At 37.6% G+C, this 14,992-nt stretch carries 12 protein-coding genes; 7 read left to right on the forward strand and 5 right to left on the reverse strand.

Annotated elements, in window-relative coordinates:
* Positions 1-29 precede the first annotated feature (29 nt).
* From HMPREF9018_RS05685 to HMPREF9018_RS05695, 3 genes are read right to left on the reverse strand one after another with little or no spacing between them, the layout of a single operon-like run.
* On the reverse strand, positions 30-1,295 hold the full coding sequence (locus HMPREF9018_RS05685) for a hemolysin family protein (protein ID WP_008449320.1): 1,266 nt from the start codon (positions 1,293-1,295) through the stop codon (positions 30-32).
* A 13-nt stretch (positions 1,296-1,308) separates the two neighbouring features.
* Positions 1,309-1,968 carry an LPS export ABC transporter periplasmic protein LptC gene (gene lptC, locus HMPREF9018_RS05690; RefSeq protein WP_008449370.1) on the reverse strand — a complete coding sequence of 220 codons (660 nt, stop codon included), beginning with the start codon at positions 1,966-1,968 and terminating at the stop codon, positions 1,309-1,311.
* A gap of 7 nt (positions 1,969-1,975) precedes the next feature.
* Positions 1,976-3,283 carry an outer membrane protein transport protein gene (locus tag HMPREF9018_RS05695; RefSeq protein ID WP_008449355.1) on the reverse strand — a complete coding sequence of 436 codons (1,308 nt, stop codon included), beginning with the start codon at positions 3,281-3,283 and terminating at the stop codon, positions 1,976-1,978.
* Between the two features lie 154 nt (positions 3,284-3,437).
* Between HMPREF9018_RS05695 and HMPREF9018_RS05700 the strand changes: the two genes are divergently transcribed.
* The 7 genes from HMPREF9018_RS05700 to HMPREF9018_RS05730 all read left to right on the forward strand — a co-directional run bounded on the left by HMPREF9018_RS05700 (position 3,438) and on the right by HMPREF9018_RS05730 (position 13,332).
* Positions 3,438-4,667: a lipoprotein N-acyltransferase Lnb domain-containing protein gene (locus HMPREF9018_RS05700; protein ID WP_008449309.1), complete on the forward strand. Its 1,230-nt coding sequence runs from the start codon at positions 3,438-3,440 to the stop codon at positions 4,665-4,667.
* 14 nt (positions 4,668-4,681) lie between these two features.
* Positions 4,682-5,038 (forward strand): hypothetical protein, encoded by a 357-nt coding sequence (locus HMPREF9018_RS05705; RefSeq protein WP_019035607.1) that lies wholly within the window; start codon positions 4,682-4,684, stop codon positions 5,036-5,038.
* A gap of 168 nt (positions 5,039-5,206) precedes the next feature.
* Entirely contained in the window at positions 5,207-8,560 is a 3,354-nt protein-coding gene (gene secA / locus HMPREF9018_RS05710) for a preprotein translocase subunit SecA (RefSeq protein ID WP_008449235.1), read from the forward strand.
* 236 nt (positions 8,561-8,796) lie between these two features.
* A complete protein-coding gene (locus HMPREF9018_RS05715; RefSeq protein WP_008449295.1) occupies positions 8,797-10,662 on the forward strand; it encodes a DNA topoisomerase 3 in 1,866 nt (621 codons plus the stop codon).
* Positions 10,663-10,666: 4 nt separating this feature from the next.
* Positions 10,667-11,986: a methyltransferase RsmF C-terminal domain-like protein gene (locus HMPREF9018_RS05720; RefSeq protein WP_008449293.1), complete on the forward strand. Its 1,320-nt coding sequence runs from the start codon at positions 10,667-10,669 to the stop codon at positions 11,984-11,986.
* 25 nt (positions 11,987-12,011) lie between these two features.
* Positions 12,012-12,806, forward strand: coding sequence for a thymidylate synthase (locus HMPREF9018_RS05725; RefSeq protein WP_008449336.1), 795 nt, complete (start codon positions 12,012-12,014; stop codon positions 12,804-12,806).
* Between the two features lie 40 nt (positions 12,807-12,846).
* Entirely contained in the window at positions 12,847-13,332 is a 486-nt protein-coding gene (locus HMPREF9018_RS05730) for a dihydrofolate reductase (RefSeq protein ID WP_008449220.1), read from the forward strand.
* A gap of 52 nt (positions 13,333-13,384) precedes the next feature.
* On the opposite strand, the gene folK is transcribed toward HMPREF9018_RS05730, so the two are convergent.
* Positions 13,385-13,807 (reverse strand): 2-amino-4-hydroxy-6-hydroxymethyldihydropteridine diphosphokinase, encoded by a 423-nt coding sequence (gene folK, locus HMPREF9018_RS05735; protein WP_008449363.1) that lies wholly within the window; start codon positions 13,805-13,807, stop codon positions 13,385-13,387.
* The gene (locus HMPREF9018_RS05740; protein ID WP_008449257.1) at positions 13,800-14,984 is read right to left on the reverse strand and encodes an S-adenosylmethionine:tRNA ribosyltransferase-isomerase; all 1,185 of its coding nucleotides are present in this window, start codon (positions 14,982-14,984) and stop codon (positions 13,800-13,802) included. The genes folK and HMPREF9018_RS05740 overlap by 8 nt, the downstream gene beginning before the upstream one ends.
* Positions 14,985-14,992: the final 8 nt, after the last annotated feature.

The following is a 14,992-nucleotide window of genomic DNA, read 5'->3' on the forward strand; positions in this document are numbered from 1 at the left end:
AAATACAATTAACATAATTTCTGATGTATTTAATCTTTAGATAATACTTTTAATTTAACAAGTTCTATCTTTGTCATTGTCTTTTTTATAATACGAAATTCATAATTATCCACCTTTATTACCTCATTTAATTTTGGAAAACTTTGATATGTATGTAGAAGCAATCCGCTTAATGTCATATACTCATCACTCTCTGGAAGATTAATATTAAACAGATCATTCACCTTATCTATCTCAAGACGAGCCGACAATAAATACTCTCCATTACCCAAATCTTTTGCTATATACTTAGCATTATCATGCTCATCTTCTATATCTCCAAAGATCTCTTCTACTATATCCTCTAAAGATACTATACCACTTGTACCACCAAACTCATCAACTACCACCCCTAAACTTTTCTTCTGTTGTAGAAAAATCTTCATCAAATTTTGAGCAGTCATTGTTTCTGGTACAAAAGGCATTTCAAGAATATGTTCCTGCCAACTTTGTTTATGACGGAAAAGCTCTGAAGAATGAATATAACCTTTTATATGATCTATATCTTCTACATAAACTAATATCTTAGAATTACCACTTTCTATGAAACGTTGCAAAAGCTCTTCTGTTGTACAATTTTCCTCTACTGCATTAATCTCTGTACGAGGAACCATACAGTCGCGTACTTTTATTTCAGAAAAATCTAAAGCGTTTTGAAATATCTTCACCTCTTCTTCTATATCATCTTCGCTTTTTGCATTATCTATAGAACTTTGTACAAGATAATCAAGATCCACTTTTGAAAAGGTTTCACTACTCCTCTCCTCATTCATTTTGACACCTAACAGCCTCAAAAATATCTTTGCTATAAAAGTAGCAAACCTGCTTATGGGCCAAAGGATAATAAAAAAAAGATAAGCTAATGGCGCAAAAAAAGTAAGTAAACGATTAGGATTACTCTTAAATAACGACTTAGGTAAAAACTCGCCTGTAAATAATATTACCATTGTTGATAACAATGTATCACAAAAGACGCGTGTAGCAGGCTCAAAAGAAGAAAATAATGTGGCATCAAATATCTTTGCAAATAAGATACCATATATAACTAAAACAATATTATTTCCTACAAGCATAGTAGAAACAAAGCCATTTGGGTTTTTATAGAACTGAGAAAGACATCTCTGTGCTAACCCATTCCTTTCTTTATCCATTTCGGCAAGCATACGATTACTTGCCACAAAGGCTATCTCCATTCCTGAAAAAAATGCAGATAACACCATTGTTATGACAATTCCTATAATAGAGTTTATAGTCACTTTTTTAGTTTTTTTATTTATTATACACCGGACCCTTAAAGTTATCTCGATGTAAAGTATCTATAGGAGCAAAAGCAGGAGTAGGTGTCGTTGCCTCGCCATCATCTTTAGGCTCCGAAAAGACACTCCAGCCTTTTGGATTTCTAATTTCATAATCTATCATTTGCTCATCGCTCTTAAACCACGAGCCCTCCATTTCTTTATCCGGCGTGCGCAAATAAGAATGAGTATGCGACCATAGAAGATGGTCGCGTTCGTCCCAAGTAAGCTGATTACTTCTAAAAATAAGTCCGTTTGCAGTAAGCACACGTACACGCCCACGAAGCTCCCAACGCTGCAACTCATCGTAATACACTGCTGTATCGCTCTGAATATATCCTACTACATGCTTCTTTAAATCAAACTGTGTTAGCAAAATACCTTTATTAAAAGTCCATCGTGAAGGCTTTTTATTTTGATTTACCTCCCACTCTTCTGTTACTATACGGTATTTTATAACCCCTGAATCGGATATAAGAGTATTTACACCATAAGTAGTCATTACTGCTACTGAGTCCCGTTGATGTATAGCAGGGGCTATATGCTCCTGTCCTTTATTACATGAGCATAATAAAGCATAAGAACCTAATAAGGCAAATATAACAACTACAGAATAACAGAAAGAGCTTTTCATCGATCCTTTATTCTACCTTAAACTTAGCAAACCAACGCTCATTAAACGTTAGAGATACGTTAATACGAAACATATTCTCCTTTACCATTCCCATAACACTCTGATTAACCCACTCTGCACTAACATTAAGCATACTATAACGACTATATCCACTCGTTAAAGGTAAGCCTACACCAATAGTAGCAGCAAACTCTTTAGGTCCATCATGACCATTTATCTTAAAATAAGGCATTGCATAACTAACTCCTGCGCGAAAATGCATACGATTAATATATTTACTATATTGATCTCCATTAGTATAGTCTGCACCAAGAGATACTTTATGACGATTCTTATACAAATCTCTTACCATATCATACCTTCTTTCCTTTCCTTTACCAACAAGCTGTGGCATTTCTAAGCTACTCCATTTCTGAAACTGATAATCAACTCCCATTTTTAACTTGTTATGATGATTATACATTATACCTGTTCCAAAGACGTGAGGCAACTTAAGTTCTCCATTTGCTCTATAAGTAATACTGTCCGAAACGCTTGTCTGAGGATTAGTTGATATTAATAAACATTCTGGATTTCCTTTCAGCTTATGTCCAAAAGAGTATGTAGCTCCAAAGGTAAACTCATCTTTATTTTTCAAAGGGAAAGTATACTGTATACCAAAGTCTGCCTTATAACTTCTAACCGTAGTATTATAAACCTTCGACAAGGTGTTGATACTTCCTTCACTATAAGTATTATCTATTCTATGCTGCAAATCTCCCCAAAGATAAGCAATATTAAAACCTATAGAGAGATTAGATAAAGGCGAATAGCCCGCTCCTAAGTATATCTGGTGAAGACCACCACTTCCACTATATATATTAGTATAAGTAACATCAGGAGACGATGTGCTTGGAGAATCATTCACATTTGATGTTATACTATAATTATAACCTATATTAGTATAAGGTAATAGCCCAAAGCTAACACCAAAATGCTTAAAAAGGCGAAACGACGAGACAACATACTCAAAATTAGCATTCTGTGCACTTCGTTTTACACCTCCCTCTTCAAAGTTAGTAAGCTGTAAACCTAAACCTGCATCAAACAAAAACGTAAGCGAATCGACAGAAGCATACGAAGCCGGATTTTGATAATTTACCTGATTTTGTTCATGAAAGCCATAAGCAACACCTGCCATTCCACGATTAAAACTTGTAGATAGTGGCGATATTGTTCCTAATCCAAACCTACTATATGGGGAGTTTGTACTACTTTGGGCAAATGCCACCATTGATGACAGGCCTATCACAATTGATACTATTATCTTTTTCATTATGCTTATGACTGCTTGTTATTTACACGTTATAATATATACAGGGTACAAAGTTATTAAAAATTTTTGGTGTTAATAGAAACACACCCGCATAATTTGTTTTTTTAAAGCTTTCTTTGGCAAATCCCTTTTTTCTATTACCTTTGCAAATAATATGAGAAGTCGCTACGTTTACATATTTATTATTAGTTTACTTGCATCTTTACAAGCATGGGCAGAAACGCCTATTGTAGAGCCTTCACATCTTAATCCTAAGACTTTACAAATATCATTGCTAACATGCTCCCCCGGCAAAGAGATATGGGCATTGTTTGGACATACTGCTATACGGTTTAAAGAAGATAACGCTTATGCCTACGATGATAATTTCGACATTGTGGTAAACTATGGCATGTTTTCTTTTAATCAGCCCCATTTTATCCCTCGCTTTGTTTTAGGAAAGACCGATTATCAAATGGGAATTGTTCCGATGAATATCTTTATGAAAGAATATGCTTACGAGGGCAGAGGCATAACAGAACAAATTCTTAACATTTCTGACAAAGACAAAGAAGCCATTTTACAGGCTCTTATAAAAAACACCTTACCTGAAAACATAACCTATAGATATAACTTCTTTTACAATAACTGTACAAGCAAGGCAAGAGATCTTATTATAGACAACCTTAATGGTAAAGTAAAATATAACAGGAATATAGAAAACGTTAGTTTCAGAAATATTATTCATCGTTATAATAATGTAGATAAATGGGCACAACTTGGTGATGATATGCTGCTTGGAGTAAAAGCTGACAAGCCTACCAACAGGCAAGAGCAACAATTCTTGCCCGATAACCTTATGCACGATTTTGCTTCTGCTACATACGATGGTAAGCCTTTAGTAAGCAAAACTAATAAGCTCCTACGTGTTATACCACACAAAACAAACACAACAGATTTTAGCTTTAGCGACAACTTTATACCATCACCGATGATTTGTGTTATAATCTTTATCATTATAACTTTTATTATTAATCTCATCGAAGTAAAAAAAGTAATAGCAATATCGCTTTGGGACTCTTTTCTAATGATTTTTACAGGCATTATAGGGATAATTCTCACTGTCATGATTTTCTCAGAACACCCTTGTGTTAATGCTAATGGGCTTATCTTTATCTTTAACCCACTACCTCTTTTCTTCCTTTATACTACTATAAAAAGAAACAAAACTCTAAAGAAAAACATCTGGTGGAAGCTATGGGCTATACTTATTATAATAGGGCTTCTTATAGGGTTTATACAATATTACCCCACTCCTGCTATAATTGTGGCATTATTCTTGCTCCTTAATTGTGGAGTACATATATTAATTGAACACGAAAACAAACTTAAAACGGTAAAATAGTGTCGTCTACAAAAATGAATAAATATATAACAGCTTTCCTCGTAGTGTTAACCGCTACGGGTGTAGAAACACAAACTTACCAAGCTATACTGAAAGCAACTTTAGGCGATGCCGCTATAGAAAATCTTTATACATATCAGGACTTTAAAGACTTAGAAGATAATATCACCAACATCATAAAGCTACTATATGAAGAACATAAAGATAACAAAACACAGCCTATACAAGAAAAATACTTTATATGCCAAGTAGACACAACTATTATTGGAAAAATAACAGATTGTTGCCTCTTAAATATCAATAATAATAAGGCTAATTTACCATACAAAACTATAACAAACCCTATTTTTATTAGAGGTCCAAACTGTTAGTATTTTTTTTTACAATTACATATCAAAAAATAAAGGATAACAGTTTACTGTGCAAAAGATAACCTTTTACACTACAAAAGGTAACCTTTTAAAAACAACAGGTAAAGCTCTGATATTTAAATATTTCAAAAGGAGCATACCATAAAATAACAATAAAACATAGAAGTAATGAATTTTAACAAAATATTAAAAGCCATTTTCGGAGATAAGTCTTCACGCGACTTAAAACTTATACAGCCACTTGTAGACAAGATAAAAGCGGCTTACCCAGAGATACAAGCACTTAGCAACGATGAGCTACGTGCTAAAACAAAAGAAATAAAACAGTTTGTACAAGATGCAGCTAAAGAACAACGCGAGAAAATAGCAGAACTACGTGCCACCATAGAAGGCACACCAATAGAAGAACGTGAGAATATCTTTAACCAAATAGATAAGTTAGAAAAAGAAGCTCTCGACAATTACGAAGCTGCTCTCGACGAGGTAATGCCTGTAGCATTCTCTATTGTAAAAGATACTGCACGCCGCTTTGCTGAAAACGAAGAAACTATAGTTACAGCAACCGACTTTGATCGCAACCTCGCTGCCGACCCTACAAAAGACTTTATCTCTATAGAAGGCGACAAAGCATACTATCATAACCATTGGACAGCAGGAGGAAATGACCTGAAATGGGAAATGATACACTATGATGTACAGCTTTTCGGAGGTACGGTACTTCATCAAGGAAAGATAGCTGAAATGGCTACTGGTGAGGGAAAAACACTTGTTTCTACTCTTCCCGTATTCCTAAACGCGCTAACAGGTAATGGCGTACACGTAGTAACTGTAAACGACTATCTTGCAAAACGCGACTCTGAATGGATGGGGCCTTTATATGAATTCCACGGACTGTCGGTAGACTGTATTGATAAAACACAGCCAAACTCTCCTGAACGACGTCAAGCCTACCAAGCAGATATAACTTTTGGTACCAACAACGAGTTTGGTTTCGACTATCTACGCGACAATATGGCTGTATCACCTACCGACCTTGTTCAGCGTCAGCACAACTATGCTATTGTTGACGAGGTAGACTCTGTATTAATAGACGATGCACGAACACCTCTCATCATAAGCGGTCCTGTGCCTAAGGGAGATGACCAGATGTTTGAAGAGTATCAGCCTTTAGTGCAAAATCTATACGAGGTACAACGAAAACAAGCTACAGAACTTCTATCAGAAGCACGTTCTAAAATAAGCAAAGGGCAGAAAATGCCTAACGGAAAAGAGGCTTCGCAGATGTTAGAAGAAGGGTTCTTAGCTCTTTACCGTTCGTATAAAGCACTACCTAAGAACAAAGCTCTTATAAAATTCTTATCAGAAGAAGGTATCAAGGCTGGTATGCTCAAAACAGAAGAGTATTACATGGCTAATAACAACCGAGAAATGCCCAAGGCTATAGAGCCTCTTTATTTTGTAACAGAAGAAAAGATGAACTCGTGCGACCTTACCGATAAGGGGTCTGCATGGTTAGCTACACAAGTGAATGATGCTAAACTCTTCGTTTTACCTGACATAACTACCGAGCTTTCCGATCTTGAAAAACAAAAAGAAGACAAGGTTATTAACGAGCAAGAGTACATCGACAAAAAAGACGACATAATGAATAACTATGGCATTCAGAGTGAGCGAGTACACACACTGCAACAATTGCTGAAGGCTTATACCATGTTTAACAAAGATGATGAATATGTCGTACTTAACGGAGAAGTAAAGATTGTTGATGAACAGACGGGACGTATCATGGAAGGACGTCGCTGGAGCGATGGCTTACACCAAGCTGTAGAAGCAAAAGAACACGTTAAAGTGGAAGCTGCTACACAAACATTTGCTACTATAACGCTACAAAACTATTTCCGTATGTATCACAAGCTCGCTGGTATGACAGGTACTGCATCAACCGAATCGGGAGAATTTTGGGATATATACAAGCTCGATGTTGTAGAAATACCTACTAATAGGCCTATAGCACGTCATGATTTAGAAGACCGTGTCTACAAAACTGCAAGAGAAAAATATGCTGCTGTTATAGAAGAAATTATCGAAATGCGCAATGCAGGACGACCTACCTTAGTAGGTACTACGTCGGTAGAGATAAGCGAACTTCTAAGCAAAATGCTTAATATGCGTAAGATTCCTCATCAGGTGCTAAACGCTAAACAACATTTAAAAGAAGCTCAGATAGTAGCAGAGGCTGGTCGATCTACTAATGGTTTAGGAGCAGTAACCATAGCCACTAACATGGCAGGACGTGGTACTGACATTAAGCTATCACAAGAGGTAAAAGAAGCTGGCGGACTTGCTATCATTGGTACCGAACGGCATGAGAGCAGACGTGTAGACAGGCAGCTTCGTGGTCGTGCAGGACGTCAAGGAGACCCAGGATCTTCTGTCTTCTATGTATCGCTCGAAGACAAATTGATGCGCCTATTCGGGTCAGAACGTATCGCAAAAGTTATGGACCGTTTAGGATTCGCTGAGGGTGAACGCATAGAAAGCTCTATGATCTCTAACAGCATAGAACGCGCTCAAAAGAAAGTAGAGGAAAACAACTTTGGTATCCGTAAACGTTTATTAGAATACGATGATGTGATGAACAAACAACGTACTGTAATATACGAAAAAAGACGCCACGCCTTAATGGGAGAACGCATAGGTATGGACATATCTAACATCATCTGGGATAGATGTGTGAACACTCTTAACAACCAAACGTATGATGGTTGCGTAGAAGACTTTTTAAAGATTTTGTCTATAGAATGCCCTTTTACAGAGGAAGAATTCAACACTATACGCCACGATGATCTTGCAGAGAAATCTTTCCAACAAGCAATGGCAGCCTTCGAACGTAAGACAGAACGCATACAGACTGTGGCATGGCCTATCATAAAAGAAGTATATGAAAACCAAGGCTCTATTTATCAACGCATCATGGTTCCTATTACTGATGGTAAACGCGTATACAATATACCTTGCGACTTAAAAGAAGCATACGACACAGAAGCCAAATCGGTTGTGAAACAGTTTGAGAAAAGCGTACTACTACATATCATTGATGATGATTGGAAAGAAAATCTACGCCAGCTCGACGAACTGCGCCACTCTGTACAAAACGCTTCTTACGAACAGAAAGATCCTTTGTTGATATTCAAACTTGAAAGCGTTAAGCTATGGGACAATATGATTAACGATCTTAATAACAGAGCTGCAAGCGTCTTAATGCGTGGTCAGATACCAGAAATGCAAGGAGAACCCCCAGTAGAAAACACTAACACTGAGGCTCCAGCACCAAAGTATGTTGAACAAAAAGAAGAACTTGTAGACGAAAACCAATTAGCTGCCGCTTCACAAGACACACGTCAGGGAGCACAAAATGTTACTCGTACTCCATATATAGCAGAAAAGACTCCACGTCCTAACGACCCATGTCCGTGTGGAAGTGGTAAGAAATTTAAGCATTGTCACGGCAGAAACTTATAAAAGAACAAGCCATGTTTACCTATCAACTATATGGTAAACATGGCTTTTCACTTACGTACAATATAAAAAAAGTGGAGACTTTCCTATAAAAAACATATAATATAAACAACCTATATTATTATGTAGATATTATTTCTTTTATAGCTTTAAATAATTTCTGTATCTTTGTAACGTGAAAATTTCACTGCTTTTCACACACTATTATATATAAAACAGAAAAAGATATAAAACAAAAAATGAAAGTTTGCATAGCAGAAAAACCAAGCGTGGCACGCGATATAGCACGCATTTTAGGAGCTACAACACTAAAAAACGGATACCTTGAGGGTAATGGATATCAGGTAACGTGGACCTTCGGACATCTATGCGAACTGAAAGAACCCAATGATTACAATAACAAGTGGAAACATTGGAACCTGAGTTCCTTACCTATGATACCCTCTAAGTTTGGAATAAAACTAATAGAAGATGACGGAATAAAAAAACAATTTTCCATTATAGAAAAGCTATATAAAAACGCAGAAGAAATAATCAATTGTGGTGATGCAGGGCAAGAAGGAGAGCTTATACAAAGATGGGTAATGCAAAAAGCTGGTGTAACATGCCCTGTGAAGCGCTTATGGATATCATCTATGACTGATGAGGCCATACGCGAAGGGTTTCAAAATCTGAGAAATCAAGACCAATATCAATCACTTTACCTTGCAGGTTTAGCTCGCGCCATAGGAGATTGGCTCTTAGGAATGAATGCTACACGGCTATATACTATAAAATATGGCAATAATCAATATGGCAAAAAGCCCCAAGTACTTTCCATAGGAAGAGTGCAAACACCTACACTTGCACTAATTGTACAGCGACAAAAGGAAATAAACAATTTTAAGCCACAACCTTTTTGGGTGCTTGCTACGATATATCGTAATACGCTTTTTACTGCAACAAAAGGCAAGTTTACATCAAAAGAAGAAGGAGAACAGGCGTTTTCTACCATAGAAGGTAAACCTTTTGAGGTAACTAACATTACCAAAAAAAAAGGAACCGAACAGCCTAAACAACTATACGACTTAACTTCACTGCAAGTAGATTGCAACAGAAAGTATGGCTATTCTGCCGAAATGACTCTCAATCTTATCCAGTCTTTATACGAAAAGAAGATTACTACCTATCCCCGCGTAGACACACAATACCTATCGGAGGATATATACAAAAAGTGTCCGCAAATAATGAATGGCATCTTCCAAACTAAATTTGCAAACATAGCACCTTACAAAGAGCTTGTAAAAGCACTAAGCGGAAAAGATTTGCCTAAGACTAAAAGAGTTTTCGACAACACTAAGGTTACCGATCACCATGCTATAATACCTACAGGAGTTATCCCACGGGGGCTATCAGATGCAGAACGCAACGTTTTCGATCTCATTACACGACGCTTTATTGCAGCTTTCTACCCCGAATGTAAATACTCTACTACTACCATCGTTGGTAAAGTAAACTCTATAGAATTTAAAACTTCAGGTAAAGAAATACTCAAACAAGGCTGGCGGGTATGCTACGCCTTAAACAACAAAGAAGATAATAATAAAAAGGAAGACGAAAACGATGATAATACAAAAGATAAAGTAGAAGAAAAAATATTACCTACATTTACAAAAGGAGAACAAGGACCACATAAACCTACCCTAACAGAGAAACAGACTATGCCCCCAAAACATTACACAGAGGCTTCTTTACTCCGTGCTATGGAAACTGCGGGCAGGTTAGTAAACGACGATACACTACGAGCAGCTCTAAAAGAAAACGGCATAGGACGCCCATCTTCACGGGCAGGAATTATAGAAACTCTCTTTAAACGCCATTATATTAAACGCAAAAGGAAAAACCTCGAAGCTACTCCCATAGGTATAGCGCTCATTGATACTATAAAAGAGAAGCTCTTAACATCTGCAGAACTTACTGGAATATGGGAGAAAAAACTTCGTGATATAGAAGCTAAAAAATATGATGCAGCAATGTTTATTAACGAACTAAAGGAACAAATTAACACCATTGTGTGCGATGTGCTTTCAGACAATAGTAACAGAAAGATAACACTCAACGACTAACGATATGATAAACATTCCTAAAGACTTTGAAGAATATACACGCATCTTAATGGGAGAAGACCTATATCGCACACTAATAAAAGGCTTAAAGCAAGAAGATTGCCCTATAAGTATTAGGATAAACCCCTTTAAACGATGTGCTGTAAATATGGATTTAGTAAGTAATAACGTGCCTTGGTGTAAAGACGGATATTACCTAAAGGAGCGCCCTACGTTTACTTTCGATCCGCTTTTCCATGCTGGAAGCTACTATGTACAAGAAGCCTCGTCAATGTTTATTGACCATATCATAAGACAATATATACACTATCCTGTAACAGCTCTCGACCTATGTGCTGCTCCGGGTGGTAAAAGTACATGCGCACAGTCAGCCTCTCCTATAGGAAGCACGCTAATTGCCAATGAGCCTATTACTAAACGAGCACAAATACTATCAGAGAATATCCTGAAATTTGGACATTCTCAAATAGCTGTAACTAATAATTTCCCTAAAGATTTTAAAAAGACAAAGCTCCTTTTCGATATTATCATAGCCGATGTTCCATGCTCTGGAGAGGGTATGTTCCGCAAAGATCCCAAAGCAATAAGCTCTTGGAGCAAGGAAAATGTAAAGAAATGCTGCCAGCTACAACGCTCTATCATTAAAGACATTTGGGACAATCTTAAGGAAGGAGGTTTCCTTATATACAGCACTTGCACATTCAATTCACTTGAAAACGAGGAAAATGTAGCGTGGATAATAAAGGAATTAGGCGCAAAACTATTACCTATACACACAGAAAAAGAATGGAACATTACAGGCTCTCTAATAGGAAATCCGCTTAACGGAGCAGATTCCACAGCACAGCAATTCCCTGTTTACCGCTTCTTACCTGGCAAAACGCTTGGAGAAGGACTCTTTATCTGCTTACTTCAAAAGACCAAACCAGGACTAAATCCTATACCCTCTAATAACATATCATTATTACAAGAAGACTACTTTCGTAAGGCTTTAAAACCTCTAAAGCTATTAGCTTATGGCGTTAATGAGCCTGAAGAGAAAGGTAAACATAAGATTCCTCATATTAGTCAGGCTCTTATGAAAGATGCTGATAATAGCCTTTACCCCACTATAGACGTAAGCTATCACACCGCTATAGCCTATCTTAGAGGCGAAGCTATCACTTTAAGCCATGACATTCCTCACGGAATAATACTCCTAACATATAAAAACCAGCCCTTAGGGTATGCCAAAAACCTTGGAAACAGGGCTAACAACCTCTATCCACAAGAGTGGAGAATAAGGAGTACATACGTTCCTAAGGAACCTAACATTATTTTATAACGTATCATTAATAACAAAACATACAATGAAACAATATCAAGACCTGCTCAAACGCATCTTAAAAGAAGGAGTAAAGAGAGAAGATCGCACAGGCGTAGGTACTCTTTCTATCTTTGGACATCAAATGCACTTTAATATGGAAGATGGCTTTCCTTTGCTAACTACAAAAAAGCTACATCTAAAAAGTATAATATACGAGCTACTATGGTTTCTTAAAGGAGACACTAACGTAAAGTATCTACAAGAACATGGTGTAAAAATATGGAACGAATGGGCAGACGAGAATGGCGATCTTGGCCCCGTTTATGGGCATCAATGGCGCTCATGGCCAGATTATAAAGGAGGAAGCATAGACCAAATAAAAAACGTTTTAGATATGATAAAGCACTCACCTTCCTCACGCAGAATGCTTGTTACGGCATGGAACCCTGCCGAAGTAGACGAAATGGCTTTACCTCCCTGCCACTGTCTTTTCCAGTTTTATGTTGCAGAAGGTAAGCTCTCTCTACAGCTATATCAACGTTCTGCTGATACTTTCTTAGGTGTACCATTCAATATAGCCTCATATTCGCTTTTACTACACATGATGGCACAAGTAACGGGGTTAAAGGTAGGCGAGTTTATACACACCACAGGCGATACACACATATATCTAAACCACCTCGAACAAGTAAAGCTACAGCTCACACGCACACCTCGACCACTACCAAAGATAATCATTAACCCTGATGTTAAGGATCTCTTTAGCTTCCATTACGACGATTTCAAGATAGAAGACTACAACCCTTACCCACACATTCCGGGCACAGTGGCTGTTTGATAGTAGTTACTATACATAAAAAACATTACACTCTTATAACATGCAAATATCTATTATCGCTGCCATAGCAGCTAACAACGCCATAGGATATCAGAACAATTTGATATATTACATTAAGGACGATCTTAAACGGTTCAAAGCTCTTACAACGGGAAACACCATTATCATGGGTCGTAAGACATACGATTCGCTACCTAAAGGAGCACTACCCAACCGCCGTAACATAGTGTTAAGCAGAGAAAAAAAACATCTCCATAATTGCCAAGTGTATTCTTCTTTGGAAGAAGCACTCTCATCATGCAAAGAAGATGAGCATGTTTTTATCTTAGGAGGAGTGTCGGTATATGAAAAGGCTTTGCCCTTAGCTAAAGAGCTTTACCTGACAGAAATAGAGGCAACACCAGAACATGCTGATGTCTTTTTCCCACTATTCGACCGCTCACAATATAAAGAAACTTTCGTAGAAGAGCATAAAGCTACCCAAGATCACCCTGCTTTCAGATTTGTAAACCTCAAAAAGAAATAAGCTATAGATAATGCCTTAAAAGAAAACATTTCCTTTACAACAGGCAGACGGCTCAGCTTTTATGCTGTATCTCCTTTAAAGGCTTCATGACAAAGTCGCGCTCATACATCTTAGGATGAGGCACGGTGAGGGCTGTAGTGTTAATATTTATATCATCATAAAGGAGTATATCTATATCCATAGTGCGGTCAGAATACTGCCCATTAACCGACTTTTTTATACGCCCCAGCTCTCTTTCTATAGACTGTGTTACAGCCAATACCTCCCAAACGGAAAGACTTGTTTTTACCTTTACACAAGCATTAAGAAAAGTATTTTTGCTTTTAAACCCCCAAGCCTTTGTTTCATAAAAAGAAGATTGGCAGATAACATCGCCAATCTTCTTACTTATCTTGTCTATAGCTGCAAACATCAGCCCCTGCTTATCACCAAGATTGGTACCTAAAGCAAGGTATGTTATATGTGTTTTAATCATCAAGTATCAACATAGAATCGCCAAAACAGCCAAACATATATCCGTTCTTAACAGCCAAATCGTATGCCTGCATGATAAGATCATAACCTCCAAAAGCTGCAGTCTCCATTAAAAGAACAGAATAAGGGTGATAAAAGTTTACTAACATGGAATCTGCCAAGCCAAACTTGTAAGGAGGGAAGATAAACTTATTAGTCCAGCCATCATATTCCTTTAACAATCCGTCCGTACCTACTGCTGTTTCGCAAGCCTTAACCACACTTGCACCAACGGCACATACCTTATGACCATCTTTCTTAGTGCTATTTACCACAGCACAGGCTTCTGCATTGATATGCATCTCTTCAGAATCCATCTTGTGTTTGGTAAGATCCTCCACCTCTATATCATGAAAACTGCCCAAAGCACAATGAAGTGTTATAAAAGCACTCTTTATACCTTTTATCTCCATCATCTTCATCATGTGCTCTGAAAAGTGGATATTAGTGCCAGGAGCAGACACTGCACCCTCGTTTTTAGCAAACACCGACTGGAAATATTCTAAATCGTCCTCAGTGGCATGGGCAAAGTCTTCCCCCTCTTTCTTTGGACGATTGTCTATAATATAACGTGGTAATGGTGCCTCACCAAGCGAGAAAAGCTCACGCTTAAACTCATCATGATCGCAATCATAAAGGAAGCGTAGCGTACGGCCACGTGATGTAGTGTTATCTATTACCTCAGCAACCATTGTTCCCGATTCATCAAAAAACAACTTATTGCCTATACGTATCTTGCGAGCAGGCTCTACAAGGACGTCCCACAAGCGCATATCAGCGTTTAACTCACGAAGTAAGAACACCTCTATCTTGGCGTCTGTCTTTTCCTTTGTGCCATATAAGCGGGCAGGAAACACCTTTGTGTCATTAAAGATAAAAGCATCGCCATCATCAAAATAGTTGAGCACATCGCGAAAACGTATATAATCCTCTTCCTTAGGCTCGCCTGTAACCTCGCCTTTAAACATGTCTATTTTGCCCGACTTGCGATGAACTACCATTAATCTCCCCTCATCACGACGCACTACAGTAAACTTCTGCTCGCTACCATCTGCACGTTTTAATATACGCTCTGAAGAATGTGGATAGAGAGCCACCTGATCTTCTGGTAAGCTGAATTTAAATTGTGAAAGCTTCATATTCTTTT

Source organism: Prevotella amnii CRIS 21A-A, assembly GCF_000177355.1.
GTDB classification, from domain to species: Bacteria; Bacteroidota; Bacteroidia; order Bacteroidales; family Bacteroidaceae; genus Prevotella; species Prevotella amnii.

Coding starts and splice junctions, on each gene's coding strand:
- HMPREF9018_RS05695 (WP_008449355.1), bottom strand. CDS start 3,283: ATGAAAAAGATAATAGTATCAATTGTGATAGGCCTGTCATCAATGGTG.
- HMPREF9018_RS05700 (WP_008449309.1), top strand. CDS start 3,438: ATGAGAAGTCGCTACGTTTACATATTTATTATTAGTTTACTTGCATCT.
- HMPREF9018_RS05740 (WP_008449257.1), bottom strand. CDS start 14,984: ATGAAGCTTTCACAATTTAAATTCAGCTTACCAGAAGATCAGGTGGCT.
- HMPREF9018_RS05730 (WP_008449220.1), top strand. CDS start 12,847: ATGCAAATATCTATTATCGCTGCCATAGCAGCTAACAACGCCATAGGA.
- HMPREF9018_RS05705 (WP_019035607.1), top strand. CDS start 4,682: ATGAATAAATATATAACAGCTTTCCTCGTAGTGTTAACCGCTACGGGT.
- HMPREF9018_RS05720 (WP_008449293.1), top strand. CDS start 10,667: ATGATAAACATTCCTAAAGACTTTGAAGAATATACACGCATCTTAATG.
- HMPREF9018_RS05725 (WP_008449336.1), top strand. CDS start 12,012: ATGAAACAATATCAAGACCTGCTCAAACGCATCTTAAAAGAAGGAGTA.
- HMPREF9018_RS05715 (WP_008449295.1), top strand. CDS start 8,797: ATGAAAGTTTGCATAGCAGAAAAACCAAGCGTGGCACGCGATATAGCA.
- folK (WP_008449363.1), bottom strand. CDS start 13,807: ATGATTAAAACACATATAACATACCTTGCTTTAGGTACCAATCTTGGT.
- secA (WP_008449235.1), top strand. CDS start 5,207: ATGAATTTTAACAAAATATTAAAAGCCATTTTCGGAGATAAGTCTTCA.
- lptC (WP_008449370.1), bottom strand. CDS start 1,968: ATGAAAAGCTCTTTCTGTTATTCTGTAGTTGTTATATTTGCCTTATTA.